The sequence below is a fragment of the Streptomyces calvus genome (assembly GCF_006782915.1).
GTDB classification, from domain to species: Bacteria; Actinomycetota; Actinomycetes; order Streptomycetales; family Streptomycetaceae; genus Streptomyces; species Streptomyces calvus.
The window spans coordinates 16,744-42,246 of the sequence record NZ_VCNP01000044.1 but is presented as its reverse complement, the minus strand read 5'-3'; the positions used below and the strand labels follow the sequence as shown (position 1 = coordinate 42,246).

Sequence of the window (25,503 nt, the reverse complement as noted above, 5' to 3'; positions counted from 1 at the left end):
CATACGGCAAATGCCTCAGAAGCTTTCATTTCTCCTCACCCGATGAGCGCCGGTGTTCTCGTCCGGCGGCCCGTGCGCGGTGCCACGGCGCTGCGTGGCGGCGGCTCCTGGCGTCCGACGCCGTACCAGGTCTTCGGCTTCCTGTTCTGGCTGGTGATGTCGCTGGCGTACTGGAGGGTGCCGCTGTGCTGCGACGCCGGGCAGCACGCGGCGGTGGTCGAACGCCTCAAGGACGATCTGCTGCGGCCCCGGCACCCGATGGCGGACCTGCCGGGCGCGGGCAGCCCCTACTACTCGCCGTTCGCGGTGGCGCAGGGCGTGTTCGCCCGGCTGACCGGGCTGGCGGGCTGGGAGGTGCTGAAGCTCGCCGGGCCGCTGAACCTGCTGGTGCTGCTCACCGGGGCCGGCCGGTTCGTCCGCGTGCTGTCCCCGCGCCCGTGGGCTCCGGTCCTGGCGCTCGTCGCGATGATGCTGCTGTGGGGCGTGGAGCGGGCCTGGTGGAGCGGCTACACCAACCTGATGGCGCTGACCGGCAACCTGGCCTATCCGTCGGCGTTCGCGATCGGGCTGACCTTCTGGGCCTGGGCGCTGACGGGAACGCGGCTCCGGGACGCGGGAGCGCGCGGGCCGGCCGGGTACGCGGCGCTGGGCGTGCTGTACGGGCTGATCCTGCTGGTGCATCCGATCACGGCGGTGGCGGCGGCGGTGGGCGCGGTGGCGCTGGTCGCCGGGTGGCAGCGGCACTGGCGGCCGGCGGTGGCCGGGCGGTGGGCGCTGACGGGGGCGGTGGCGCTGCTGTGCGGCGCGTGCTGGCCGTACTTCGACGTGTTCGCGCTGGCCGGGGACGGCAGTGTGGACGCGATGCACCGGCGGCTGTACCTGGATCTGCCGGAACGGTTCGGGCTGGCGCTGCTCGGGCTTCCGGCGCTGTGGCTGCGGGCGCGGCGCACCTCGTGGCGGGATCCGCTGGTGCTGATGTTCGCGCTGGACTGCCTGCTGGTGGCGTACGGCTGGGTCAGCGGCCACTACACCTACGGCCGGAGCCTCGGGCTGACGCTGGTGCCGCTGCAGTCGGCGCTCGCGGTGGAGCTGGCCGCGCCGCGGCCCTGGCCGGTGTGGCGGCGGCTGCTGGGCGGGGCCGCCGCGGCGGGTGTCTGCGCGGGGTTCCTGACCGTGCACGCGGGAGCGGTGGTGCCGCGGTCGCTGGACCCGGTGGGCTTCGACCGGCCGCCCGACTGGCCGGAGTACGGGTGGGCGGCGCGGTACATCGGCCGGGGCGAGGTGGTGATCACCGACGGCTACCACGCCGTCCACGCGATCGCCGGGTACGGCCCGAACCTCGCGGCGCCGGCCTGGCCGGACGCCTCGCTGGACGAGCGGGAGCGGCTGCGGCGGGCGGCGGACGTACGGGCGTATCTCGACCCCGCGTCGACCCGCGCCGAGCGCTCCGTGATCGTCCGCCGGTACGGGGCGCGCTGGCTGCTGCTGACGCCACGGCAGCGGGTGCCCGAGGAGGCGGTGGTGGTGGCGTGGAGCCGGCGCACCGGGGAGGTGCTGGCGCGGGTCGGGGGGTGAGCCGCGGGCGGCCGCCCGGGAGAGGGGCGGGCCCGGTGTCGAGCGGCGGGGTGCCGCCCGGGGTTACTCGATGACGAGGTCGACGGGGATGTTGCCGCGGGTGGCGTTGGAGTAGGGGCAGACCTGGTGGGCCTGCTCGACCAGCTTGCGGCCGGTCGCCTCGTCCAGTCCGTCGGGCAGTTCGACGCGGAGCGTCACGGCGAGCGCGAAGCCCTCGCCCTGCTTGCCGAGGACGACCTCGGCGGTCACCGCGGCGTCGCTGACGTCGACCTTGGCCGCCCGGCCGACCACGCCGAGGGCGCTGCCGAAGCAGGCGGCGTAACCGGCGGCGAACAGCTGCTCGGGGTTGGTGCCCTGGCCGTTGCCGCCCAGCTCCACCGGGGCGCTCAGGCCGAGGTCCAGCTTGCCGTCGGAGGTGACGGCGCGGCCCTCGCGGCCGTGGGTGGCGGTGGCGACAGCGGTGTAGAGCGCGTCCATGGGAAGACCTTCCCTCTCGATTCATGGCTCGGCCGGGACCGGTGGTGGTCCCGGCGTCGTGCAGCCATAAGTAGAGCACACAATTCAATTGCCCACAACTGGATAGCCTTCAAGAGCTACCCTGGAGGCATGACAGCGACGCCGACCCCGCCCACCGCGAGCCCCGCGCCCGCCGCACCGCCGGAGGCCGCGGACGACTGGCTCCGCCTCGACCAGCAGATCTGCTTCACCCTCAACGCCGCCTCCCGCGCCTTCAACGGCGTCTACCGGGTCGTCCTCAAGGACCTCGGGATCACCTATCCGCAGTACCTGGTGATGCTGGTGCTGTGGGAGCACGGCGCCCTGCCCGTGAAGAAGCTCGGCGAGCACCTGCGGCTGGACTCCGGCACGCTGTCGCCGCTGCTCAAGCGGCTGGAGACGGCCGGCCTGGTGCGCCGGGAGCGCAGCGTGCGCGACGAGCGGTCGGTGGAGGTGCGGCCGACCGAGGAGGGCATCGCGCTGCGGCAGCGGGCGCTGGCGGTGCCGCGCCGGATCGTCGCCGCGACCGGTTTCGAGATCGACGAGATCCGCGACCTCAGCGGCCGCCTGCACCGCCTCACCGCGGCCCTGGACAAGGCGGCGGACGAGGGCGCCTGACGGCCGACCCCCGAATGCGCGGCGGTCACGGAGCAGCGGGTACGGAACGCCTCCGAACGGGCAAAGGGGATGAAAACCCCGATTCCGCCTCCCGAGGACGCCATGCTCCCCCACCGCCCCCACGTGGCCGTCGTCGTCATCGGCCACGACGACGCCGCCCATGTCACCGACGCCGTGCGCTCGGCGCTCGGCCAGGGGCCGGCCGTGGGCGAGGTGATCGCCGTCGACGACTGCTCGACGGACGGCAGCGCCGGCCTGCTGGACCGGCTGGCGCAGGACGAGCCGCGGCTGCGGGTGATCCGCCGCCCCGTCAACAGCGGCGGCTGCGGCACCCCGCGCAACACCGGTCTCGCCGCGGTGACCTCGCCGTACGTGATGTTCCTGGACAGCGACGACGTGCTGCCGCCCGGCGCGGTGGACGCCCTGCTCACGGCCGCGACCGGGGCGGACGCGGAGGTCGCGGCCGGGCTGTGCGTGCGCCGCGAACTGCCGTCGGGGCGCGAGGTGCCGTGGGAGCCGGGCCTGTACGCCGCGCCCGCCGTGCTCGCCCGCCCGGCGCACCGACCACGCCTGCTGCACGACACCCTCTGCGTGAACAAGCTCTACGCCACGGCGTTCCTGCGCGCGCACGGCATCCGCTTCCCCGACGGCTGCTTCCCCTACGAGGACGTCGTCTTCACCGCGCGCGTGTGGGCCGCCGCGCCGCGCGTCGCCCTGGTCCCGGACCGGGTGTACGTCTGGCACGTCCGCCGGTCCGCACGGCGGCTGTCGATCTCACTGGACCGCGCGGGCATCGACAACTGGCGGGCCCGCACCCACGCCTGCCGCACCGCGTACGACGTCCTGCTGGGCGCCGGCCAGAAGCGACTGGCGCGCCGGGCCCGGGCCAAGTTCCTCGACCGCGAGCTGCGCATGTACGTCCGCGAACTGCCCCTGCGCGACGAGGAGTACCGGCGCCTGTGGTGGACGCACACCCGGGAGTTCCTCGCCGGGTACGACGCCGCCGACTGGACCCGCGACCCCCTCGCGCCGGGCCGGCTGATCGGGCGGGTGGTGCTGGCCTCGCCCGAACCGCGCGACCTGCCGCGCCTGCGGGAGCTGGCGGCCCGCCCGGCCCGGCTGTGCCCGCCGTACGCCCGCACGGCGGACGGCACCCCGTGCTGGTCGGACGACCTGCCCGAGGTCGGCCTGGAGGCGCTGCCGGCCCGTCCGGTGCCGTTCCTGCCGCTCGCCGTGGACGCGGAACTGCGGCCGCGCGGACGCGGTCTGCGCCTGCGGCTGCGCCTGCACGAGCTGTACGGCCGGGTCGCGCAGGCCGGGCCGGAGACGGCGGAGGTGGAGTGGCGTCACCGGGACCGGGACGGGACGGCCGTCCGCTGCACGGTGCCGCTGCGGGCGTCGGGCGACGGCACCTGGGCCGCGGAGACGACGGTGCGGGCGGACCGACTGGCCGCGCTCGGCGGCGGCGCCTGGGACCTGTGGCTGCGGCTGCGCTTCCGGGACGGCTCGGGCCGTCACGTCACCGCCCACGCGCTCACCGGGCCGGGCCTGCTGCGCCGCCGCGCCCTCCCGAGCCCCCGGCACGGCCTGGTCCTGGTGCACCCGTACGCCACGCACTCCGGCTCGCTGGCCCTGCGGGTGGCGCCGGGTGTGCGCGGAGTCGTGCGGGTGCTGCGCGACAGGCTCCGGCGCCTGTCCCGCTGAGAGCGCGGGCACACGGCCACGAGGCGGCGATCGCACGGCGGCGTTCCGGCGCTTGTCCTCGGGCGGCGGGCGGGACCGGCAGGGCGGGCCGCGGGCCTCACAGCGCCTTCAGCGCCTCCGTCGTGGCCCGGGTCAGCGCCTCCAGGTATCCCTTGGGGAGCTTCGGGTTGCGGATGACGACCGAGCGCCAGTACAGGGGGCCCGAGATCAGGTCCAGCGCCAGGGCGTGATCGGCGCCGGGGCGCAGTTCGCCGCGGGACTCCGCGGCCGCGACGATGCCCTTGGCGACACCGTCCTGGCCCTCGCGCAGCGCCTTCTGCACGGCCTCGGCGATCTCGGGGTTGCGGGCCGCCTCGGCCTGGAGGTCGGGGAGGATCTGCGAGGCGACGGGGTGGCGCAGGGCGCGGGCGGTGACCTCGTACAGCAGGCGGAGATCGCCCTCCAGCGAGCCGGTGTCGGGTGCGGGCAGGCCCTGGACGGCGATCGCGGACACCAGGTCGAGGACCAGGTGCAGCTTGGAGCGCCAGCGCCGGTACACCGCGGTCTTGCCGACGCCCGCGCGGCGCGCGATGCCCTCGATGGACATCCGCGCGTAGCCGACGGCGGCGAGCTCCTCGAAGACGGCCGCCCGGATCGCCTCCGTCACGTCCGCCCGCAGCACGGCGGCCCCGGCGGGGGCCCGGCGGCGCGGACGCTGCTGGGGCTCGTCGGCGTTCGTCGTCATGCGGACAGCATAGGCAGCCGCCACCGTGACGACGAAACGGTTGCGTTCCGACGCTCGTTCGGCCTACGCTCCCGTTGCGACGATACGGTCCCGTTCCGACGTGAAGAACCGTTGCCACCCCCCTTCTCCTAGCGAAAGCAGCGGATGTGAGTCAGGTCCTCCACACACCGCCCCCCGCGCCGACCGCACCCGGCGAGGACGATCTCGCCGCCCTCGCCGCCCGCCACGGCCTCACCGTCAGCGGCGCCCGGCCGTCCCTGACGGAGTACGTCCGTCAGCTCTGGGGACGGCGGCACTTCATCCTCGCCTTCTCGCAGGCGAAGCTGACCGCCCAGTACAGCCAGGCCAAGCTCGGCCAGCTGTGGCAGGTGGCGACACCGCTGCTCAACGCGGCCGTGTACTTCTTCATCTTCGGCCTGCTGCTCGGCGCCCGCCGCGGCATCCCGCACGACGTCTACGTGCCGTTCCTGGTCACCGGCGTGTTCGTGTTCACCTTCACGCAGAGCTCGGTGCTGGCCGGCGTGCGCGCCATCTCGGGCAACCTCGGCCTGGTGCGGGCGCTGCACTTCCCGCGGGCCTCGCTGCCGGTCTCCTTCGCGCTCCAGCAGCGCCAGCAGCTGCTCTTCTCGATGCTGGTGCTGGTCGTCGTCGTGATGGCGTTCGGCAGCTTCCCCGCGCTGTCGTGGCTGCTGGTGGTGCCGGCACTGCTGCTGCAGGTCGTCTTCAACACCGGGCTGGCGCTGATTTTCGCGCGGATGGGCGCCAAGACGCCGGACCTGGCGCAGCTGATGCCGTTCGTGCTGCGCACCTGGATGTACGCCTCCGGCGTGATGTTCAGCATCCCGGCGATGCTGGCCGACAAGGACGTGCCGCCCTGGCTGGCGGACGTCCTGCAGTGGAACCCGGCCGCGGGCTACATGGACCTGGTCCGCTTCGCGATGATCGACGGCTACGGCTCCTCCTACCTGCCCCCGCACGTGTGGGCGGGCGCCCTCGGCTGGGCCCTGCTGGCCGGCGCGGCCGGCTTCGGCTACTTCTGGAAGGCTGAGGAGAGGGACGGCCGTGGCTGAGCACACCGACGAGAAGATCCCCACCGTCATCGCCGACGGCGTCGACATCGTCTACCGGGTCAACGGCACCGGCGCCGGACGCGGCTCCGCCACCGCCGCCCTCAACCGCATGCTGCGCCGCAAGCAGACCGAGAAGGCCTCCGGCGTGCGCCGGGTGCACGCCGTGCGCAACGTGTCGTTCGTGGCGTACCGGGGCGAGGCGATCGGGCTGATCGGCACCAACGGCTCCGGCAAGTCGACCCTGCTCAAGGCCGTCGCCGGCCTGCTCCCCGTGGAGAACGGCCGCATCTACACCGACGGCCAGCCCTCCCTGCTCGGCGTCAACGCCGCGCTGATGCGCGACCTGACCGGCGAGCGCAACGTCCACCTCGGCGGCCTGGCCATGGGCATGTCCCGCGAGGAGATCAAGTCCCGCTACCAGGAGATCGTCGACTTCTCCGGCATCAACGACAAGGGCGACTTCATCACCCTGCCGATGCGCACCTACTCCTCCGGCATGGCCGCCCGGCTGCGCTTCTCCATCGCCGCCGCCAAGGACCACGACGTCCTGCTCGTCGACGAGGCGCTGGCCACCGGCGACCGCTCCTTCCAGAAGCGCTCCGAGGCCCGCATCCGGGAGCTGCGCAAGCGGGCCGGCACGGTCTTCCTGGTCAGCCACAACAACAAGTCCATCCGCGACACCTGCGACCGCGTGCTGTGGCTGGAGCGCGGCGAACTGCGCATGGACGGGCCGACCGAAGAGGTGCTCCAGGAGTACGAGAAGTTCACCGGCGGCACGGACAAGGCCGCCAAGGCCGCCAAGCCCGCCAAACCGGCCCCGAAACCGAAGGCGCACGCCTGAGCGAAGGATGCGGGGGTTCCGTTCCTCCGCGAGGCCCACGCCCGCGCGTCCCCGCGGCCGCTTCGTCGTATTGGTGCCAATATGACCGAAGAGGTTTCACCCGAAGCGGCGACGAGAAGGTGAGGGAGCCCCGCGATGCCCGAGCTCAGCGTCATCGTCCACGGGCCGAACACCCAGGACCATCTGACCGGTCTCCTCGACTCCATGGCCGCCCGGCCGCTGCCGGACGTCGAGATCGTCGTCGCCGCCGTCGGCGACTGGGCCCGCCGCACCGCGGAGCGCCACTCCCCCTACGTCCAGGTGGTTCCCCTGCCCGACGGCACCGGCGACGCGGCGGCCCGGGCGGCCGGCGCGGAGCGGGCCGCCGGCCGCTGGCTGCACTTCGTCCACGCCAAGGACGGCCTGCCGGCCGCCGGCCCGCACACGGTCGCCGAACGTCTCGCCGCGCTGCCGGACCCGGTCGACGTCCTGCTCGTCGACCACGTCCGCAGCACCTGGCGCAGCGCGGGCCTGCCCTCGCCGGACGGCCCGCTGCTCGCCCGCGCGGGCCGGGCCGACCTCGCGCTCGACGACAGCGCCCGTCTGCTGCGCCTGACCCCGCTGCTCGGCACGCGCGTCCTGCGCGCCGCCTTCTGGCGGGCCCACCGCGCCCGGCTCGGCTCCGACGACGAGGCGCACGCGGCGCTCGCCGCCCTGCTGCTCGCCGACCGCGTCGCCTGCCTGCCGCACGTCGCCCTGGAGGACCGGCGGCTGCGGTCCGCGGCCCTCCCGCCGGTCACCGCCGAACAGCGGTACGCCCTGATCGACCGCTACGAGAGCCTCCTCGACCTGGCCCGCGAACGGCCCGCCGTCCACACCGTGCTCTACGAGATCATGGTCCGCGACTGCCTGCGCACCTTCGCCCGCGGCGGCATGCCCGACGCCGTGGCCCGGGAGTTCTTCCACCGCGCCTCGACCGCCGCCCTGCGCCGCCGCCCCGACGGCTACCGGCGTCCGGCCGGCCCCGAAGGCGTCCGCCGCGCCCTCCTCGAAGAGGGCGCCTACACCAGGTACCGCGCCTTCCAGCACGCCAACCACGCCCGCCGCGCCGTGCGTTCCACGGTGCGCACCGGCCGGCACCGGCTCGCCGCCCGGGTCCGCGACCAGCAGTACCGCCTGGCCCTGCACCGCCCGGTCGACCCGCAGCTGGCGGTGTTCGCCGCCTACTGGAACCGCGGTGTCGCCTGCAACCCGGCCGCGATCGCCGCGAAGCTCGCCGAACTCGCCCCGGACATCCACCCGGTGTGGGTGGTGACCGCCGAGAACGTGGCCCTGCTGCCGCCCGGCACCGACCACGTCGTCCCCGGCACCCGCCGCTACGCGGAGGTGATCGCCACCGCGAAATACCTGGTCAACAACGTCAACTTCCCGAACGCGGTGGTCAAACGGCCCGACGCAGTCCACCTCCAGACCCACCACGGCACCCCGCTCAAGCGCATGGGCCTGGACCAGCTGGCACACCCGGCCGCCGCCCAGGGGCTGGACTTCGCCGCGCTGCTGGACCGCGTCGACAAGTGGGACTACAGCATCTCCGCCAACAGCCACACCACCCGCATGTGGCAGCGGGCCTACCCGTCCCGCTACGTCTCGCTCGACCACGGCTATCCGCGCAACGACGTCTACTACACGGCCGGCGCCGAGGACGTCCGCGCGATCCGCGCACGCCTCGGCATCCCGCCCGGCCGGCGCGCCGTGCTGTACGCGCCCACGCACCGCGACTACGAGGCCGGCTGGACGCCGCGCCTGGACCTGGCCGCGCTCGCCGACCGGCTCGGCGAGGACACCGTCCTGCTGGTGCGCGGCCACTACTTCTACGACGGCGGCGGCCCGCCGGCCGGCCTGCGCCGCTCCGGCCGCGTCCTGGACGTCTCCTCCTACGACCCGGTCGAGGAGCTGTGCCTGGCCGCGGACGCCCTGGTCACCGACTACTCGTCGATCATGTTCGACTACGCGAACCTCGACCGGCCGCTGATCATCCACGCCGACGACTGGGAGACGTACCGCATCACGCGCGGCGTCTACTTCGACCTGATGGCCGAGGCGCCCGGCCCGGTGGCCCGCACCCAGGAGGAGCTCACCGAGATCCTCACCACCGACGCCTGGCGCGACGACCGCGCGGCGAAGGCGCGGGCCGCCTTCCGGCGCCGGTTCTGCGAGTACGACGACGGCCGCGCCGCCGAACGCGTCGTCCGCAGGGTCTTCCTCGGCCAGGACGAGGCGTCGCTGCCCCCCGTACTGCCGGTCGAGCAGCGCACCCCGGCGCCGAGCCCCGAGGAGGCGTGCCCGTCATGACCACCGCCGCCACCCCCGACGTCACCGTCACCGTGATCGTCTACAACGACGCCGGACGGCTGCCCCGCGCCGTCGAGTCCGTCCGCCGCCAGACCCACCGGAACCTGGAGATCGTCATCAGCGACGACCACTCCACGGACGACACGCCCCGGGTGGCGCGGCACCTGGCCGCCCGCGACCCGCGGATCCGCTACCTGCGGCTGCCGGAGAACAGCGGCGGGTGCAGCGCGCCGCGCAACCGCGCCCTGGAGATCGCGCGGGCGCCGTACCTGATGTTCCTCGACAGCGACGACGAACTGCCCGCCGACGCGGTGGAACTGCTGCTGGCCGCGCACCGCGAACGCGAGATCGACTTCGCGATGGGCGCGGTGCGGCGGATCCGGGTCGACACCGGCCGGCGCTCCACCTGGATGCCGCACCTGGTGCGCGAGCGCCGCACCCTGGACGGCATCGAGGACGACCCCCGGCTGTTCTTCGAGCACCTGTCGACCAGCAAGATGTACGCCCGTGCCTTCCTCGACCGCTACGACCTGCGCTTCCCCGAGGGCATCCACTACGAGGACCAGCTGTTCTCGGCGCAGGCGTACTGCCTGGCCAAGCGGTTCACCGTCGTACCGGAGCCGGTGTACCTCTGGTACGTCGCCCCGTACGCGTCCTCCGGCGCGGCGTCCATCTCCAACCAGCGGCATCTGCTGACCAACGTCCGCGACCGGATCCACGTCCAGCGCCTGATCGACGCCTTCCTGGTGGAGAGCGGGCACGCGGCGCTGCGCGAGGACAAGGACCACAAGTTCCTCAAGCACGACTTCCGGATGTACGCGGGCGACCTGCCCTACCGGGACGACGAGTGGCTGGACACCTTCGCGGACCTGGTCAACCCGTACCTGGCGACCCTGTCGCCCGGCGCGTACGCCCGGCTGCCGCGCACCGAACGGGTCGTGCTCCAGCTCGTCCGCGACCGGCGGCCGGCCGAGGCGCGGCTGGCCGCCCGGGGACTCGGGCACGCCGTCGCCCCGCGGCAGGTCGCCACGGACGCGGACGGCCGCGTCTACTGGGGCGGGCGCGTGCCCGAGTCCGCCGACGCCCGCCGAGAGCTGGACCTGTCCGAACTGGACCTGGACACCGTCCCGTTCTTCGCCGCCCGGTTCCGCCACGAGATCACCACGATCGGCCGCGGCCCCGGTGCCTGCCTCGACCTGACCGTGCGCACCTACGACCCGGCCCTGCGCCTCCCGGTCGGCCCGCAGCGCGCGAGCCTTATCGTCTCGCCCGGCCGGCGCCGGCTCACCGTCCCCTTCCGGCTCTCCCCCGTCTCCCCGGGCGTCTTCGAAGGCACGGTCCGCCTCGACGCGGCGGCGGCCCGGCTGCCGCTGCACGGCTTCGCGGGGGTGCGCCATCCGGTGGTCCGCCTCACCTGCGGGGGCCGGGTCAACCAGGGGGTCCTGCTGGCGCCGCTCGACTTCCCGCCGCTGACCGCCCGCATCCCCTACCGCTCGGGAACCTGTCCGCACCGGCTCACCGTCGAGCCGGAGGGCCACATCCCGGGCCGGCTCCAGCTGCGCTGGGAACCGGTGGGCGCCACCGGCGCCGTGGTGCGCCCGGTGGTGCGCCGGCTGGCCCGGCCGCGGGTGCGCAGGGCGGCCCGCCTGGTGGCGAGCGCGCTGCGGTGACGGCGGGCGCGGCTCACGGCACCCGGTAGAGCACCTGGCCGTCCGGGCCGCGCGCCACCGCCCGCAGCCCCGTGTCGTCCAGGGCGCCGGTCCGGTCCACCACCCACCGCACCCCGTACTCCCGCTCCATCCGCCGCCGCTCGGACGGCGGTGTCCGCTCCGCGAAGTACCGCCCGGTGACCGCCGTGCGCCGCCGCTCGTCCGGGAGGAAGAAGTCCGGGTAGCCGGGCGCGACCGTGTAGGGGCCGTACGCCGGGATCTGCCGGGCCGGGCGGCCCTCGGCCATGACGACGTCGCCGTAGTGCACGTACGGCGTGATCCAGCGGTAGCCCGGCCACGGCGGCCGGTACCTGTCCTCCAGCACCTGCGGCAGGGCGGAGCGCGGCACCACGTATCCGACCGCTCCCGCCTGCGCCCAACCGCCGAGCAGCAGGGCCGCGGTGAGCAGGGCCGCCCAGCAGGCCCGCGACCGGCGCCGCACCGCCGCGAACGCCTCCAGTGCCACCGCGAGCTGGGCGGGGATCACCGCCGCGGACAGCGCCCGTCCCCAGGTGTAGTGGCCGCTCAGCCAGCCCGCCGAGACCAGCAGCGTCCCCAGGACGAAGAAGACCACCAGCGGGTCGCGGTGGTCGCGCCGCCACCGCGGGACCAGCGCGGCCACGCCGAGCAGCACCAGCCCGTACCGTGCCACCGGGTGCCCGTACAGCACCCGGTGTATCGACTCCAGGCCGTCGCCCGCGCCGGTCAGCGCGAAGAAGTCGTAGTAGGGCCACGCCCACAGCACCGCGACCGCCGCCGGCAGAGCGGTGGCGGCCCGCAGCAGCACCGCACGCCCGGGCCGGGCCCCGACGAACGCGGCGGCCGCGCCCACCGTGGCCACCGCCCCGGAGAACTGGTGGCAGAGCAGGATCACCGCCCACAGCACCCCCAGCGCCGGCCACACCCCCCATCCGGCGGCACCGCGCAGCGCCCGCGTCAGCCACGCCCAGAAGTGGAAGGCAAGCCCGAGGGTGAAGGTGCTCGGGTAGGCAACCGTCAGGGCGAGCGAGTGCAGTCCGAGGAATCCGCTCCACAGGAACGGTGTCGTGCCCCACAGCAGCAGCAGGCTCAGCAGGGCGAGCGCGGGCGCTGCCCGGTGCGCGCTCAGTGTCCGCACGTACCGCCACACGCCCGTCACCAGCAGCACCAGTGCGGCCGCGGCGGCCAGGCGCAGCACCGCGAACACCGGCAGTCCGGTGAGCCGGGCGACCGTGCCGAGCAGCAGCGTCCACGGCGAGTAGTAGGGGCTGGGCGTGTCGGCGTCGACCAGGGGGTTGCCGGGGTCGAGCGGGCTGTGCCGCAGACGCTGCACGGTCGCCGCGTGCATGCCCAGGTCACCGGCCCAGGGCAGCCGTACGACGGTCAGGGCGAGCAGGACGAGGACGAGTCCGGCGACGGCCGGGGCCAGGAACCCGCCGAGGGCGGGACGGGCGGCGGCGCGGCCCTCGGGGGTCCTCCCGGGCACCACGGGCGACGAGAATCGGACAGTCACATGAGAGGGGTAACCGTGGACGGGGCGCCCCCACCGGTTCCCCGCCGAGGCCCACCTGAAGGCACCACAACGCCGCGAGGGGCGCCCCGGACCTCGACGGTCCCGGGCGCCCCTCGTCCGCGTGCCGCGGACCGGCGGACTACGAGTGCGCCCTCAGCAGGGTCCGCATCGTCCGCATCGCCACCGACAGGTTGGCCAGATCGAACGCGTCGGAGCTGTGGATCTCCTCCAGCGTGGTCCGGGCCCGGCCCAGCAGCGCGGCGTTCTTCTGCTCCCACGCCGTGAACCGCTGCTGCGGCGTCGACGAGCCGTTGCCCTCCGCCAGGACGTCCGCGGTCACCGCGGCGTGCGCCGCGTACAGGTCCTCGCGGATGGCGGCGCGGGCCATGGACTGCCAGCGGTCGGCGCGCGGCAGATCGATGATGCGGTCCATCAGCTGGGTGATGCGCAGCCGGTCGGCGAGGTCGTAGTACACCTCGGCGACGTCCAGCGGCTCCTTGCCCATCCGGTCGGCCACCGACACGATGTCGAGCGTCGGGAAGGCGGAGGAGAACCCGGCGACCCGGGTGGCCGGCTCGTCCGGCACACCGGCGGCGCTGAGCTCGTCGTAGATCTTCTGGTACCAGTCGAGGTCCGCGCCGCGCAGCAGCTTCGGCAGCTGCGTCCACACCTGCTCGACCCGCTCGGCGAAGAAGTCCACCGTCTCCTTCAGCTGGAGCGGCTGCGGCCGGTTGTTGAGCAGCCAGCGCGTGCCGCGCTCCACCAGCCGGCGCGAGTGCAGCCGGATCCGGGTCTGGGTCTCCGCGTCGACCTTGTTGTCGAGCGCCTCGACGCTGTCCCACACCACCGAGGAGCGGAAGATCGCGCGGGCCGCGGTCTGCGCCCGGACGATCTCCTCCAGCGACGCGCCGGTCTCCTCGCGCAGCCGGTGCAGGTACGTCGTACCGCCCGTGTTGACCGTGTCGTTGACCAGGACGGTCGTGGTGATCTCGCGGCGCAGCGGGTGGTTGTCGATGTGGTCGGGGAACTGCTCGCGCAGCGCCGTCGGGAAGTAGGCGTGCAGCAGCACCTTCAGGTACGGGTCGTCGGGCAGCGAGGTGTGCAGCAGCTCCTCGGCGACCGTGATCTTCGTGTACGCCAGCAGCACGGCCGTCTCCGGACCGGTCAGGCCCTGCCCGGAGGCGAGCCGCTCGCGGATCTGGCGGTCGGTCGGCAGGAACTCCAGCGCCCGGTCGAGGTGGCCCTCGCGCACCAGGTGCTTCAGGAAGCGCTGCTGGGCGTGGAGCATGTCCTTGGACTGGGCCAGCGCGTTGGCGATGGCGGTGTTCTGCGCGTAGTTGTTGCGCAGCACCAGACGGCCGACCTCGTCGGTCATCTCGGCGAGCAGCTTGTTGCGCTGCTTGACCGTCATGTCGCCGTCCGCGACCAGGCCGTTCAGCAGGATCTTGATGTTCACCTCGTGGTCGGAGGTGTCCACGCCCGCGCTGTTGTCGATGGCGTCGGTGTTGATCCGGCCGCCCTGCAGCGCGAACTCGATCCGGCCGAGCTGGGTCAGACCCAGGTTGCCGCCCTCGCCGACGACCTTGACGCGCAGGTCCTTGCCGTCGACGCGGATGGCGTCGTTGGCCTTGTCGCCGACGTCGGCGTTGGACTCGCCGGACGCCTTGACGTACGTGCCGATGCCGCCGTTCCACAGCAGGTCCACCGGCGCCTGGAGGATCGCCTTCATCAGGTCGGCCGGGGTCACCTTGGTGACGCCGGGCTCGATGCCGAGCGCCTCGCGGATCTGGGAGTTGACCGGGATCGCCTTGGCGCTGCGCGGGAAGATCCCGCCGCCCGCCGACAGCAGCTCGGTGTTGTAGTCGGCCCAGGAGCTGCGCGGCAGCTCGAACAGGCGGCGGCGCTCGGCGTAGGAGACGGCCGCGTCCGGGTTCGGGTCGATGAAGATGTGCCGGTGGTCGAAGGCGGCGACCAGGCGGATGTGCTCGCTGAGCAGCATGCCGTTGCCGAACACGTCACCGGACATGTCGCCGATGCCGACGACCGTGAAGTCCTGGGTCTGGGTGTCCACGCCCAGCTCCCGGAAGTGCCGCTTGACGGACTCCCAGGCGCCGCGGGCGGTGATGCCCATGCCCTTGTGGTCGTAGCCGGCGCTGCCGCCGGAGGCGAACGCGTCGCCGAGCCAGAAGTTGTAGCTCTCGGCGACCTCGTTGGCGATGTCGGAGAAGGTCGCGGTGCCCTTGTCGGCGGCGACGACGAGGTAGGTGTCGTCCTCGTCGTGCCGGACGACGTCCGCCGGGGGCACGACCTCGCCGGCCACCATGTTGTCGGTGATGTCGAGCAGCGCCGAGATGAACGTCTTGTAGGAGGCGATGCCCTCCGCCATCCACGCGTCGCGGTCCACGGACGGGTCGGGCAGCTGCTTGGCGACGAAGCCGCCCTTGGCGCCGACCGGCACGATGACGGTGTTCTTCACCATCTGCGCCTTGACCAGGCCGAGGATCTCGGTGCGGAAGTCCTCGCGGCGGTCCGACCAGCGCAGGCCACCGCGCGCGACCTTGCCGAACCGCAGGTGCACGCCCTCGACGCGCGGCGAGTACACCCAGATCTCGAACGCCGGGCGCGGCGCCGGGAGGTCGGGGATGGCCTGCGGGTCGAACTTCATGGAGACGTAGTCGTGCGGCGTGCCGTCGCCCGCCTCCTGGAAGAAGTTGGTGCGCAGCGTCGCCTTGATGACGGTGAGGAAGGAACGCAGGATGCGGTCCTCGTCCAGCGAGGCCACCTGGTCCAGGGCGGCGTCGACCTCCTCCAGCAGCGCGTCGACCAGTTCGTAGCCGGCGCGCTGCCGGTCCGGCGACATCCGCGCCTCGAACAGGGAGACGAGCAGCCGTGTGGTGTGGACGTTGGTGCGGAGGGTGTCCTCCATGTAGTCCTGGCTGAAGGTGGAACCGGCCTGGCGCAGGTACTTGGCGTACGCGCGCAGCACCATGGCCTGGCGCCAGGTGAGCCCGGCGCCCAGCACCAGGGCGTTGAAGCCGTCGTTCTCCGCCTTGCCGGTCCAGGTCGCCGCGAAGGCGTCCTGGAACCGCTCACGGGCGTCGTCGCCGAGGTAGTCGGTCCCGCCGGCCGCCCTGGGCATGCGCAGGCCGAAGTCGTAGATCCAGGCGACGCTGCGGTCGGAGCAGCGCAGCTCGTAGGGCCGCTCGTCGACGACCTCGACGCCGAGCCGCTGGAGGACCGGCAGCACCGCGGAGAGCGAGACGGCCTCGCCCTTGCGGTAGATCTTGAAGCGGCGCTCCTCGGGGCCGGCGCCCACCGGCTCGTACAGGCTGAGCGCGAAGTCCCGCTCCTGGTCCAGCTCTTCGAGGCGGCCCAGGTCGGCGACGGCGCTGCGCGGGGAGTGGTCGGCCTTGTAGCCCTCGGTGAAGGCGCCGGAGTAGCGGCGCAGCAGCTCGGCGGCGCGCTCCTCGCCGAACTCGGCGTTCAGCGCCTCGGCGAAGCCGTCGGCCCAGGAGCGGGCGGCCTCGACGAGCCGGGCCTCGATGCGCTCCTTGTCGGCGTCGGACAGCTCGGGCAGTTCGGTGCCCTGCGGGACGCGGACCACGAAGTGCAGCCGGGAGAGGACCGACTCGGTGTTCCAGGCGGTGAAGTCGACGCTGGTACCGCCGAGTTCCTCCTTGAGGATGTCGATGATCCGCAGCCGGACACCGGTGGTGTAGCGGTCGCGCGGCAGGTAGACGAGGGCCGAGTAGTAGCGCCCGTACTCGTCCTGGCGCAGGTAGAGCCGCAGCCGGCGGCGCTCCTGGAGGTAGAGCACCGAGGTGACGATGGGCTGGAGTTCGCCGACCGGGGTCTGGAACAGCTCGTCGCGCGGGTAGGTCTCCAGGATCTGGAGCAGGTCGCGGCCGTCGTGGCTGTGCGGCGAGAAGCCGGCGCGCTCCAGGACCTCCTCGACCTTGCGCCGGATCACCGGCACCCGGCGCACGGACTCGGTGTAGGCGGCGGACGAGAACAGGCCGAGGAAGCGCCGCTCACCGACGACGTTGCCGTCCGCGTCGAACTTCTTGACGCCGATGTAGTCCAGGTACGACGGCCGGTGCACGGTGGCCCGGCTGTTGGCCTTGGTCAGCACCAGCAGCTTGTGCTCGCGCGCCTTCGCGCGGGCGTCGGCGGGCAGCCGCTCGAAGGACGGGCTGACCGGGTGGCCCTCGTCGGTGGCGTGGTGCGGGTCGGAGCGCAGGATGCCCAGGCCGGTACCGGGGACGGCGCCCAGCGAGTCGTCCTCGCGCAGCTCGTACTCGCGGTAGCCGAGGAAGGTGAAGTGGTCGTCGGCGAGCCAGCGCAGCAGCTCGCGGGCCTCCTCGACCTGCGGCGCGGGCAGGTCGGCGGGCACCGGCTCATCGGGCAGCGCCTCGGCCAGCCGGGTGGCGGCCTGGCGCATCTTGCCCCAGTCCTCGACGGCCTCGCGGACGTCGGACAGGATCCGCAGCAGGTCGGCGGTGATCTGCTTGAGGTCGCCGCGGTCGGTCTCGCGGTCGATCTCCACGTGGATCCAGGACTCGACGTGCGCGTCGTGCGGCAGGTCGCCGCCGGCCGGGGCGGCGAGCACCTCGATCAGCTTGCCGGTGACGTCCCGGCGGACCACGAACTGCGGGTGCACGACGACGTGGATGCCGCGGCCCTGGCGGGTCAGCTCATTGGTGACGGAGTCGACCAGGAACGGCATGTCGTCGGTGACGACCTCGACGACGGAGTGGCTGCACGTCCAGCCGTTCTCCTCGACGGTCGGGGTGTGCACGCGGACGTTGGCGGTGCCCTGGGGACGGCTCTCGGCGAGCCGGTGGTGCGAGACGGCGGCTCCGAAGATGTCGACCGGGTCGCGGTCGGCGAGGTCCTCCGGGGCGGTGTGCAGGTAGTAGCGCTGGAGGAACGCGAGCACGGCTTCCCGGTCGGGTGCGCCCTCGTCCGTCGTCCCAGTCGGTAGTTTCCCCCCGGCCGGGCTGTTCTCAGCTACCCGGGCGGCCCTGTCGAGCAGCTCGGCCTTGGCTTCGTCCAGCTTGGTCTGCATGGTCCTCTGGCTCCTGTCGCGCGCCATTGCGTGACGTAGAAGGAAGTACGGTCTCTGACCCTGTGGTGCGGTGATACGACGCGGGGTGTCCGGTCCGTGCCGACGTTATGCCGCAAGGTGAGATGAGCGGGGGCTTCTCGGCCGATTCCGACGCGTCCGAGGGGTGTGACACTGCTCTCCACGACGCCTGCCCCGCTGGGGTGCGCCGCCTCCCGTGCCGCCCGCGCGGATCAGCGACCGCCACCCGGTCACGGATGTCGTCCGTGCACGCCGGGCGCACAGCGGGGACGCCGAGGCCCCCGCGAGCTATCGCGCTGATCACGCCACCAAGGCTATCGCTCCTTGCCGGGGGCCCGTCATGAGCCGTATGTGTACAAAACCGGGGTCGGAAGTTTGACGTTCTGCACAGTGCGCCGCGTTCTTCCGGATGCCGGGTGCCGTGTGCCCCGGACCGCCGGGGTCATGCCGCGGCCAGGCGCTCCGCCTCGGCCACGGCCTCCCGCAGGGTGTCCACCACCGGGACCCCGACCGCCTCCAGGGCGGCCCGGCCGTGGGAGCCGCCCGTGTACAGCACGGCCCGCGCCCCCGCGTACCGGGCGGCGAGCGCGTCGTCCGCGGCGTCGCCGATCACCACCGTGCGCGTCGGGTCGACGCCGGCCAGCGCGCGCAGGTGGCGCACCATGTGCTCCGCCTTGCTGCCGCCGGAAGGTCCGGTCCGCCCGTCGACCCGTATGAAGTGCGCCTCGATGCCGAAGCCTCGCACCAGCGGGACCAGGTCCTCGTGGCCGTACATGCTGAGGATGGACTGGCTGCGCCCGGCCGAGGTCCAGTCGGCGAGCAGGTCCACCACGCCGTCGGCGAGCCCGCACCGCACCCGGTGCTCGGTGTAGTGGCGGTGGAAGGTGGTGTCCATCAGCTCCCACTCGGCCTCGGTGGGCAGCCGCCCCATCAGGCGCTCGTAGAACTTCGGCACCGGGACGCAGTACAGCTCCCGGTACCGCTCCAGCGTGATCGGTTCCAGTCCCAGCTCGGCGAAGGCCGCGTTCGTCGCCCCGATGACCGCGTCGACGTCGTGGAACAGCGTGCCGTTCCAGTCCCAGACGATGTGCGCGTCGGTGTGCATCCCCATGCCGGAAAACGTACCCGGCCCCACTGACATCCGGGACCGGGGCATCTCAGCCGATCAGGTTGGGGATCTCCTGGGTGGCGTACCACAGCAGCTCGTGGTCCTCCGCGCCGTCCACCACGAACTGGGCGTCGTCGTCGCCGGAGTCGGCCGCGGGCAGCGCCTCGGCGGCGGCCGCCACGTCCGCCTCCGCGTCCGCCGCGTCCAGGTGCACCGCGGCCGCCTTGGCCAGCCGTACGGGTCCGGTGACCCGCACCTCGCCGAGCGCGGCCGGGTCCAGGCCGCGGTCCGGGTCGGCCGAGGCGGCGCCGTCGGACACGTCCACGGCGACCACGACCCGGCGCCGCGGCGCCGAGGGGTCCGCCGCCAGCAGCCGCAGCGAGGCCAGGGCGGCACGGTTCAGCGCGGCGTACTCCAGCTCCTCGATGTCGTCGGAGAGGTACCACTCGCGCAGCGCGGGCGTCACGGCGTAGGCGAGGAACGACCCGCCGCCCAGCTCACCCGTCTTGTGCGCCTCGGCGAGCCCGGGGAGGGTCAGGGGGACGTAGACGCGCATGTCGGCCGCTTTCGTGGGGGTCCGGAAGGGTCTCCAGGATACGTGCGGGGACAGGCGCGGGCGTCCCCCATCGGGTTGCTGCCCGCACCCCGGAGACCGTCAACGTCCGTCCGTGGATTCACCCGGCCCCGCCGCTTTCCCGCGCGCCGGAGCGGCCGCCGGTCACCCGGATAAGTGAATCCTCGGGCCCTCCGCCCGAGCCGCCGTCCTCCTTGCCGCCGCCACCCGCCGCCCCGTACAAGATCCCCAACCACGAAGTTACCGCCCGGTATCACTCCGGCTTCCGAGCCGGTGGCGACTCCGGGCCCGTCGAACGGGGTTCCCGTGCACAAGGTCATGACCAGGGCGCAGCACCGTCCCGGCACCCGTCCCCCCGCCCGCCGCGACCCACGCCGCCCGGGCGCCACGACATCCACCCGACCGGCCGCCCGACCTGCCGTCCGACCTGCCGTCCGACCTGCCGGGAGCAGGCCCGCCGCCGGGCCGCCGCTGCCGCGGGCGGAGAGGACCACGGCGCCCCGCCGCCCCGAGGCGGGCCACCCGTCGGCCACCGCGGCCCGCGCCGCCACCACCCCGCCGCCCCGTGTGCCCGCCGCCGGTGCGGTGGCCGCCGCCTCCCCGGGCGGCGGCCGTCCGACCGCCCTCACGGCGCCCGCCCGGCCCGCCGACAACCGTCCGCCCGCGCCGGGCCACGCGGCCCGGCGGCCCGTCGTCCCGCGGCTCCGTCCCACCGACCGCTTCGCCGAACTCCTCGTCGCCGTCCTCAGCGGCCGGCGCCCCGTGCACGCCATGCTGGGCCACACCGCCGGCCGGGCCTACGACGAACTGGTCCACCTCGCCGAACGCGGCCCCCTGCGCACCCGCGGCGCCCGCCCGGTCGTCCGCGACATCGGCTGGTGCGAGCCCCGGGAGGGCGCCATCGAGGCGTTCGCCCGGATCGGCGCCGGGGACAGGCTGCGCGCCATGGCGTTCCGGCTGGAACTCGGCAGGGACCTGCGCTGGCGGTGCACCGCCGTGGAACTGGGCGTACCCCGCCCGCACCGCGCCGGCTGAACAACGGCCGGGGGCCGGGCACCCTCCGGTGCCCGGCCCCCGGCCGGCTCGCAGCCGCTCCCGACGGAGCGGCGCCCGCTCACTTCTTGCGGCGACGCCCGCCCTTGGCCTGCTTGCGCCGCTCCGCGCGCGTGAGGCCGTCGGCCTCCGAGCGCACCGGCTCCTCGTCGGTGGCGAGCTCGCCCTCGATGGTGCCGCCCTCGCCGTCCACGGTCGGCGCGGAGAAGTGCAGGTTCCGTCGCTGCGGGGCGTCGAGGCCCTTGGCGCGGATCTCCGGGCGGGGGCCCGCCTGCGCGGGCACCGCGTCCTGCTTCTCCAGGTCGGCCACCGGCTTGGCCTCCTCGACCGGGACCTCCTCCACCTGCTGCTCGACCTGGACCTCCAGGTTGAACAGGTAGCCGACGGACTCCTCCTTGATGCCGTCCATCATGGCCTGGAACATGTCGAAGCCCTCGCGCTGGTACTCGACCAGCGGGTCCTTCTGCGCCATGGCGCGCAGGCCGATGCCCTCCTGGAGGTAGTCCATCTCGTAGAGGTGCTCGCGCCACTTGCGGTCCAGGACCGACAGCACGACCCGGCGCTCAAGCTCCCGCATGATCTCGGAGCCGAGCTGCGCCTCGCGCGCCTCGTACTGGGCGCGGATGTCGTCCTTGATGGACTCGGAGATGAACTCGGCCGTCAGGCCGGCCCGGTCGCCGGCCGCCTCCTCCAGCTCCTCGATGGTGACGCTCACCGGGTAGAGCTGCTTGAACGCGCCCCACAGCCGGTCCAGGTCCCAGTCCTCGGGGAAGCCCTCGGCGGTCTCCGCCTGCACATAGGCGTCGATGGTGTCGTCCATGAAGTGCTGGATCTGCTCGTGCAGGTCCTCGCCCTCCAGCACGCGGCGGCGCTCGCCGTAGATGACCTCGCGCTGCCGGTTCATGACCTCGTCGTACTTCAGGACGTTCTTGCGCGTCTCGAAGTTCTGGGTCTCCACCTGCGACTGCGCGGAGGCGATCGCGCGGGTGACCATCTTGTTCTCGATCGGCACGTCGTCCGGCACGTTGGCCATGGACATCACGCGCTCGACCATCTGGGCCTTGAACAGACGCATCAGATCGTCGCCGAGCGAGAGGTAGAACCGGGACTCGCCGGGGTCGCCCTGACGGCCGGAACGACCGCGCAGCTGGTTGTCGATGCGCCGCGACTCGTGCCGCTCGGTGCCGAGGACGTAGAGGCCGCCGATCTTCTCGACCTCCTCCTTCTCGGCCTTGACCGCCTGCTCGGCCCGCGCGAGCGCCTCGGGCAGGGCGTGCGCCCACTCCTCGATGTGCTCCTCGGGGTCGAGGCCGCGCTGGCGCAGCTCCGCCTCGGCGAGGTCCTCGGGGTTGCCGCCGAGCTTGATGTCCGTACCGCGGCCGGCCATGTTGGTGGCGACCGTGACGCTGCCCTTGCGGCCCGCCTGCGCGACGATCTGCGCCTCGCGCTCGTGGTGCTTGGCGTTCAGCACCTCGTGCTGGATGCCGCGCTTGCTGAGCTGCTGCGACAGGTACTCGGACTTCTCCACCGAGGTGGTGCCGACGAGGATCGGCTGGCCCTTGCGGTGCTTCTCCTCGATGTCGTCGACGACCGCCTCGAACTTGGCGACCTCGGTGCGGTAGATCAGGTCCGACTGGTCCTTGCGGATCATCGGGCGGTTGGTCGGGATGGGCACCACGCCGAGCTTGTAGATCTGGTGGAACTCGGCGGCCTCGGTCATCGCCGTACCGGTCATGCCGGACAGGCCCGGGATCTCCTTGCCGGCGTGGTCGTGACGCTTGTAGAGGCGGAAGAAGTTCTGCAGCGTGATCGTGGCGAGCGTCTGGTTCTCGTCCTTGATCGGCACGCCTTCCTTGGCCTCGATGGCCTGGTGCATGCCCTCGTTGTACCGGCGGCCGGCGAGGATACGTCCGGTGTGCTCGTCGACGATCATGACTTCGTCGTCGATGATGACGTAGTCCTTGTCGCGCTTGAAGAGCTCCTTGGCCTTGATGGCGTTGTTCAGGTAGCCCACGAGCGGGGTGTTCACCGACTCGTACAGGTTGTCGATGCCCAGCCAGTCCTCGACCTTGGCGACACCGGACTCGTGGATGGCGACCGTGCGCTTCTTCTCGTCGACGTCGTAGTCGCCGGTCTCCTCGACGCCCTTGAGCGGGTTGCCGGGCTCGCCGCGCTTGAGGCGCTTGACCAGCTTGGCGAAGTCGCCGTACCACTTGGTGGCCTGGTCGGCCGGGCCGGAGATGATCAGCGGCGTACGGGCCTCGTCGATGAGGATGGAGTCGACCTCGTCGACGATGGCGAAGTTGTGGCCGCGCTGGACGAGCTCGTCCTTGGACCACGCCATGTTGTCGCGCAGGTAGTCGAAGCCGAACTCGTTGTTGGTGCCGTAGGTGATGTCGCAGGCGTACTGCTCGCGGCGCTGGGCCGGCGTCATGTTGGCGAGGATGCAGCCGACGCTCAGGCCGAGGAAGCGGTGGACGCGGCCCATCATCTCGGAGTCGCGCTCGGCCAGGTAGTCGTTGACCGTGATGATGTGGACGCCCTCGCCGGACAGGGCGTTGAGGTACGCGGGCAGGGTGCCGACGAGGGTCTTGCCCTCACCGGTCTTCATCTCGGCCACGTATCCCATGTGGAGCGCGGCGCCGCCCATGAGCTGGACGTCGTAGTGCCGCTGGCCGAGGACGCGCTTGGCGGCCTCGCGGACGGTGGCGAAGGCCTCGGGGAGCAGGTCGTCCAGGCTCTCACCGTCGGCGTACCGCTGCTTGTACTCATCGGTGAGGGCCCGCAGCTCGGCGTCGGAGAGGCCTTCGAAGTCCTCTTCGATGGAGTTGACCTGGTCCGCGATGCGGTGCAGCTTGCGCAGGATTTTGCCTTCGCCTGCACGCATGATCTTCGAGAGGACGGACACGGGGGTTGGTCTCCTTGCCGGTCGGGCCTGGGACGGTCGGTTTCCGTTTCACTGACTGAGCAACGGCCATCGTATGCGAGGACCCCGCCACGCCGGGAGGCCCGCCGTGGGGGTGACCGTCGGCTGCTTCCTATCCGTTTCACGGCTGCTTCACAAGGACAACGTCCGGGGCCGTCGGATGGTGCCGCGTCACCCGGCGAATTGTGCGAAGGGTGATCGTCGCCTCACCCACGGCGAAAGCGATGGCGCCGTTCACCGCCGCGTGAGCAGAATCGGCCGATGGAACCCGTCACGCTCACCACCGACCGACTCCTGCTGCGCACGGTCGGCCCGCAGGAGACAGACGCCGTGTACGCCGTCTGCCAGGACCCGGACATCCAGCGCTGGACCACGATCCCGTCCCCGTACCTGCCGGAGCACGCGCGGGGCTTCACGGAGCAGATGGTGCCGGACGGCTGGGCGAACGGCTCGATGTTCACCTTCGGCGTCTTCCTGCCCACCGGTCAGCTGGTGGGCATGCTCAGCATCACCATGCGGTCCCTCGGCACGGGCGAGATCGGCTTCTGGGGCGCGAAGGAGCACCGCGGCAACGGCTACATCACCGAGGCCGCGCTGGCCGCCTCCCGGTGGGCGTTCACCCGGCTGTCGGTCGACCGCGTGGAGTGGCGCGCGGAGGTGGGCAACACGGCCTCCCGCGCGGTGGCCGAACGCGCGGGCTTCACCGTCGAGGGCGTGCTGCGCTCCTCGCTCAACAACAAGGGGGTGCTGCGGGACTGCTGGGTGGGCTCGCTCCTCCCGTCCGACCTGGGGCTCGCGTCCACGGCGCCGTACGTGCCGGGCCGCGGATGAGTCCGGAACCCGCCGCTGTTGTCAGTGCCGCCCTCTATCGTGCGGACGTATGACGACCCTCCCGCGTCCGACGACGGACATCTCGGCGGCCGAGGCCCGCCGCATCGCCCTGCGGGCCCAGGGCTTCCTCGGCGCCCCCGACCGCCGCGCCGGCGTCCGGGGCGTCCTGCGTCATCTGGGCGCGGTGCAGCTCGACACCATCTCCGTCCTCGCCCGCTCCCACGAGCTCGTTCCGTACGCCCGCCTGGGCGCCGTGGGCCGCCGGACCGTCGAGGACGCCTACTGGAAGAAGGGCTCCGAGCCGCCGCGCGCGTTCGAGTACTGGTCGCACGCGGCGTGCATCCTGCCCGTCGAGGAGTGGCCGCACTTCGCCTTCCGCCGCCGCGCCTACCGCGCCCGTCCGCACTGGAACCACGAGCTGCCCGACGGGGTCTACGACCAGGTCGTCAAGCAGCTCCGCGCGGAAGGCCCGCTGACGGCCACGGAGTTGGGCGGCGCCAAGCGCACCAGCGAGTGGTGGGACTGGTCCGGCACCAAGGTCGCCGTCGAGCGCGCCCTGATGTACGGCGAGGTGGTGTGCGTCGAGCGCCGCGGCTGGAAGCGCGTCTACGACCTGGCCGAGCGCGCGATCCCGGCGGCCCTGCTGCACGACGAGCTGGACGACGCCGAGTGCCTGCGCCGCCTGGTCGCCCTGGCGGGCGCCTCGCTCGGTGTCGGTACGCGCGCGGACATCGCCGACTACCACCGCCTCAAGGCCGAGCAGGTCGACGCCGTCATCGCCGACTCGGGTCTGGTCCCGGTCACGGTGGAGGGCTGGTCCAAGCCGGCCTGGGCCGACCCGGCGGCCCTGGCGTCCCCGCCGCGCGGCCGGCACCGTACGACGCTGCTGTCGCCGTTCGACTCGCTGGTCTGGGAGCGGGCGCGCACGGAGCGGATCTTCGGCTTCACCCATCGCCTGGAGGCGTACGTGCCCAAGCCGAAGCGGGTGCACGGCTATTTCGCGATGCCGGTGCTCGCGGGCGGCCGGCTCGTCGGCCGGGTCGACCCGGCGCGCGAGGGCCGCACCCTGGTGGCCCGACAGGTCACGCTGGACGGCGGCAAGGCGGTTCCCGCGGTGGCGCAGGCCCTGGTGGAGGCGGCCGGCTGGGTGGACTGCACCAACGTCCGCGTGGAGCGGGTCGACGCGCCCGAGCTGCGTGAGCCCCTCGTCCTGGAGCTCGCCCGGGCCCTGGCCTGACGTTCCGGGTGCCCGCGGCCTGGCGTTGCGGGTGCCCGCGGCGGCCTGACGTTCCGGGCCCTGGTCCGGCGTTCCGGGCCCTGGTCCGGCGTTCCGGGCCCTGGTCCGGCGTTGGGCCCGGGGTCCGGC

17 protein-coding genes are annotated in these 25,503 nt (G+C 73.0%); 10 read left to right on the top strand and 7 right to left on the bottom strand.

Going from position 1 to position 25,503, the window contains the following annotated elements; all coding sequences use genetic code 11:
- Positions 1–42: 42 nt before the first annotated feature.
- Positions 43–1,575 carry a hypothetical protein gene (locus FGW31_RS21145; protein WP_142195038.1) on the top strand — a complete coding sequence of 511 codons (1,533 nt, stop codon included), beginning with the start codon at positions 43–45 and terminating at the stop codon, positions 1,573–1,575.
- 63 nt (positions 1,576–1,638) lie between these two features.
- Here FGW31_RS21145 and FGW31_RS21140 read toward each other — a convergent pair whose 3' ends face one another.
- Entirely contained in the window at positions 1,639–2,052 is a 414-nt protein-coding gene (locus FGW31_RS21140) for an organic hydroperoxide resistance protein (protein WP_142195037.1), read from the bottom strand.
- Between the two features lie 129 nt (positions 2,053–2,181).
- Here FGW31_RS21140 and FGW31_RS21135 point away from each other — a divergent pair, with 129 nt between their 5' ends.
- Both FGW31_RS21135 and FGW31_RS21130 read left to right on the top strand, forming a co-directional pair.
- Positions 2,182–2,688: a MarR family winged helix-turn-helix transcriptional regulator gene (locus FGW31_RS21135; protein WP_142195036.1), complete on the top strand. Its 507-nt coding sequence runs from the start codon at positions 2,182–2,184 to the stop codon at positions 2,686–2,688.
- Positions 2,689–2,790: 102 nt separating this feature from the next.
- Complete coding sequence (locus tag FGW31_RS21130; protein WP_233452541.1) at positions 2,791–4,392, top strand: glycosyltransferase family 2 protein; 1,602 nt, start codon at positions 2,791–2,793, stop codon at positions 4,390–4,392.
- 97 nt (positions 4,393–4,489) lie between these two features.
- On the opposite strand, the gene FGW31_RS21125 is transcribed toward FGW31_RS21130, so the two are convergent.
- A complete protein-coding gene (locus FGW31_RS21125; RefSeq protein ID WP_142195034.1) occupies positions 4,490–5,116 on the bottom strand; it encodes a TetR/AcrR family transcriptional regulator in 627 nt (208 codons plus the stop codon).
- Between the two features lie 146 nt (positions 5,117–5,262).
- Here FGW31_RS21125 and FGW31_RS21120 point away from each other — a divergent pair, with 146 nt between their 5' ends.
- The 4 genes from FGW31_RS21120 (at position 5,263) to FGW31_RS21105 (ending at position 11,028) form a co-directional block, all read left to right on the top strand.
- Positions 5,263–6,186: an ABC transporter permease gene (locus FGW31_RS21120; RefSeq protein ID WP_142195033.1), complete on the top strand. Its 924-nt coding sequence runs from the start codon at positions 5,263–5,265 to the stop codon at positions 6,184–6,186.
- Positions 6,179–7,027 (top strand): ABC transporter ATP-binding protein, encoded by an 849-nt coding sequence (locus FGW31_RS21115; RefSeq protein WP_142195032.1) that lies wholly within the window; start codon positions 6,179–6,181, stop codon positions 7,025–7,027. Before FGW31_RS21120 ends, FGW31_RS21115 begins: the two co-directional genes overlap by 8 nt.
- A 135-nt stretch (positions 7,028–7,162) precedes the next feature.
- Positions 7,163–9,358: a CDP-glycerol glycerophosphotransferase family protein gene (locus tag FGW31_RS21110; RefSeq protein WP_142195031.1), complete on the top strand. Its 2,196-nt coding sequence runs from the start codon at positions 7,163–7,165 to the stop codon at positions 9,356–9,358.
- A complete protein-coding gene (locus FGW31_RS21105) occupies positions 9,355–11,028 on the top strand; it encodes a glycosyltransferase family 2 protein (protein WP_142195030.1) in 1,674 nt (557 codons plus the stop codon). The genes FGW31_RS21110 and FGW31_RS21105 overlap by 4 nt, the downstream gene beginning before the upstream one ends.
- 13 nt (positions 11,029–11,041) lie before the next feature.
- On the opposite strand, the gene FGW31_RS21100 is transcribed toward FGW31_RS21105, so the two are convergent.
- The 4 genes from FGW31_RS21100 to FGW31_RS21085 all read right to left on the bottom strand — a co-directional run bounded on the left by FGW31_RS21100 (position 11,042) and on the right by FGW31_RS21085 (position 19,309).
- Positions 11,042–12,559, bottom strand: coding sequence for a hypothetical protein (locus FGW31_RS21100; protein ID WP_142195029.1), 1,518 nt, complete (start codon positions 12,557–12,559; stop codon positions 11,042–11,044).
- 139 nt (positions 12,560–12,698) lie between these two features.
- Positions 12,699–17,627 (bottom strand): NAD-glutamate dehydrogenase, encoded by a 4,929-nt coding sequence (locus FGW31_RS21095; RefSeq protein WP_142195028.1) that lies wholly within the window; start codon positions 17,625–17,627, stop codon positions 12,699–12,701.
- 460 nt (positions 17,628–18,087) lie between these two features.
- Positions 18,088–18,756, bottom strand: coding sequence for an HAD family hydrolase (locus tag FGW31_RS21090; protein ID WP_142195027.1), 669 nt, complete (start codon positions 18,754–18,756; stop codon positions 18,088–18,090).
- Between the two features lie 46 nt (positions 18,757–18,802).
- Entirely contained in the window at positions 18,803–19,309 is a 507-nt protein-coding gene (locus FGW31_RS21085) for a DUF6912 family protein (protein WP_142195026.1), read from the bottom strand.
- A gap of 324 nt (positions 19,310–19,633) precedes the next feature.
- On the opposite strand from FGW31_RS21085, the gene FGW31_RS21080 reads away from it, so the two are divergent.
- The gene (locus tag FGW31_RS21080) at positions 19,634–20,362 is read left to right on the top strand and encodes an Rv3235 family protein (RefSeq protein WP_142195025.1); all 729 of its coding nucleotides are present in this window, start codon (positions 19,634–19,636) and stop codon (positions 20,360–20,362) included.
- Between the two features lie 79 nt (positions 20,363–20,441).
- Here the strand turns inward: FGW31_RS21080 and secA are convergent, their stop codons facing one another.
- Positions 20,442–23,288 carry a preprotein translocase subunit SecA gene (secA, locus tag FGW31_RS21075; RefSeq protein ID WP_142195024.1) on the bottom strand — a complete coding sequence of 949 codons (2,847 nt, stop codon included), beginning with the start codon at positions 23,286–23,288 and terminating at the stop codon, positions 20,442–20,444.
- Between the two features lie 279 nt (positions 23,289–23,567).
- Between secA and FGW31_RS21070 the strand changes: the two genes are divergently transcribed.
- Positions 23,568–24,137 (top strand): GNAT family N-acetyltransferase, encoded by a 570-nt coding sequence (locus FGW31_RS21070; protein WP_142195023.1) that lies wholly within the window; start codon positions 23,568–23,570, stop codon positions 24,135–24,137.
- 49 nt (positions 24,138–24,186) lie between these two features.
- On the top strand, positions 24,187–25,374 hold the full coding sequence (locus FGW31_RS21065; RefSeq protein ID WP_142195022.1) for a winged helix-turn-helix domain-containing protein: 1,188 nt from the start codon (positions 24,187–24,189) through the stop codon (positions 25,372–25,374).
- The last annotated feature ends 129 nt before the right edge of the window (positions 25,375–25,503 follow it).

Coding starts and splice junctions, on each gene's coding strand:
- FGW31_RS21135 (WP_142195036.1), top strand. CDS start 2,182: ATGACAGCGACGCCGACCCCGCCCACCGCGAGCCCCGCGCCCGCCGCA.
- FGW31_RS21130 (WP_233452541.1), top strand. CDS start 2,791: ATGCTCCCCCACCGCCCCCACGTGGCCGTCGTCGTCATCGGCCACGAC.
- FGW31_RS21085 (WP_142195026.1), bottom strand. CDS start 19,309: ATGCGCGTCTACGTCCCCCTGACCCTCCCCGGGCTCGCCGAGGCGCAC.
- FGW31_RS21140 (WP_142195037.1), bottom strand. CDS start 2,052: ATGGACGCGCTCTACACCGCTGTCGCCACCGCCACCCACGGCCGCGAG.
- FGW31_RS21145 (WP_142195038.1), top strand. CDS start 43: ATGAGCGCCGGTGTTCTCGTCCGGCGGCCCGTGCGCGGTGCCACGGCG.
- FGW31_RS21065 (WP_142195022.1), top strand. CDS start 24,187: ATGACGACCCTCCCGCGTCCGACGACGGACATCTCGGCGGCCGAGGCC.
- FGW31_RS21125 (WP_142195034.1), bottom strand. CDS start 5,116: ATGACGACGAACGCCGACGAGCCCCAGCAGCGTCCGCGCCGCCGGGCC.
- FGW31_RS21095 (WP_142195028.1), bottom strand. CDS start 17,627: ATGCAGACCAAGCTGGACGAAGCCAAGGCCGAGCTGCTCGACAGGGCC.
- FGW31_RS21110 (WP_142195031.1), top strand. CDS start 7,163: ATGCCCGAGCTCAGCGTCATCGTCCACGGGCCGAACACCCAGGACCAT.
- FGW31_RS21090 (WP_142195027.1), bottom strand. CDS start 18,756: ATGGGGATGCACACCGACGCGCACATCGTCTGGGACTGGAACGGCACG.
- FGW31_RS21105 (WP_142195030.1), top strand. CDS start 9,355: ATGACCACCGCCGCCACCCCCGACGTCACCGTCACCGTGATCGTCTAC.
- FGW31_RS21070 (WP_142195023.1), top strand. CDS start 23,568: ATGGAACCCGTCACGCTCACCACCGACCGACTCCTGCTGCGCACGGTC.